The 764-nt window shown below is 55.5% G+C and carries 1 protein-coding gene; it reads left to right on the top strand.

The features are described from left to right. The first annotated feature begins 69 nt into the window (after positions 1-69). A complete protein-coding gene (locus EOA22_RS35820; protein WP_063170719.1) occupies positions 70-564 on the top strand; it encodes a DUF302 domain-containing protein in 495 nt (164 codons plus the stop codon). The last annotated feature ends 200 nt before the right edge of the window (positions 565-764 follow it).

Below are 764 nucleotides of genomic sequence, written 5' to 3'. Positions count from 1 at the left end.
AATCGGCGGTGGCATAATCCGGCGCGATCGGGCGCACTTTTATTCTTGAGAGCTGTTGCGGAGAATGAAATGACAATCGCAAAGGTCGAGGTTGAGCGTTTCAGCCTGACGTGTTCCAAACCATTCGACGCCGTTGTGGCCGCGCTCAAGTCAGCGGTCGGGCAACCTGATATTGTCGAATTTTTCAAGGCGACGAGGGCTGCAAATTCCTTCTCGGATTTGGAGCGCGTTGTGCAAAGTGGCCTGGGCCGCACAGGTCTCATGCTCTTCGCGGAATTCGACTTGGGCGCCATTCTGCGCCGCGAAACTGGAACCGAGACTCCCAAGAGCATGCGGTTCCTGGTGGGCAATCCACTCATCATGAAAGAAATGGTCAAACACGTTCCCGATGCTGGATCTTACGCTCCAGTCACAGTCCTTGTTGATGAACGCCCCGATGGCGTGCATGTCTCCTATGACAAAATGGAGAGTTATCTGCTCTCCTATGGTAGTTTGGAGGCTCTTGCTGTCGCCCGCAGACTTGATGCGAAAATCACAACTTTGTTACGCGAATGCGCAAGCTAAACTCTCCTGATCACGCTTCAGACGGATAGAAGTGAGAGTCCGTCCGAACACGGATGACGCGGATGGTAACCGTGGGGCGACGGCTTTGAGCAAAGCGGTCGCCGAAGCGATTGTGGGCTCGGCATCCTTGCGGGTCGTGCGGAGCGGCTCGGTACGGTATCGCTTCCAGAGACGGTACAGCCCTGCGAGGAAGCGTGTTC

It is taken from the genome of Mesorhizobium sp. M7A.F.Ca.US.014.04.1.1 (assembly GCF_003998745.1).
Taxonomy (GTDB): domain Bacteria; phylum Pseudomonadota; class Alphaproteobacteria; order Rhizobiales; family Rhizobiaceae; genus Mesorhizobium; species Mesorhizobium ciceri.
Note: the sequence above shows the minus strand (reverse complement) of the source record. Positions and strands in the feature narration are given on the sequence as shown.

Coding starts and splice junctions, on each gene's coding strand:
- EOA22_RS35820 (WP_063170719.1), top strand. CDS start 70: ATGACAATCGCAAAGGTCGAGGTTGAGCGTTTCAGCCTGACGTGTTCC.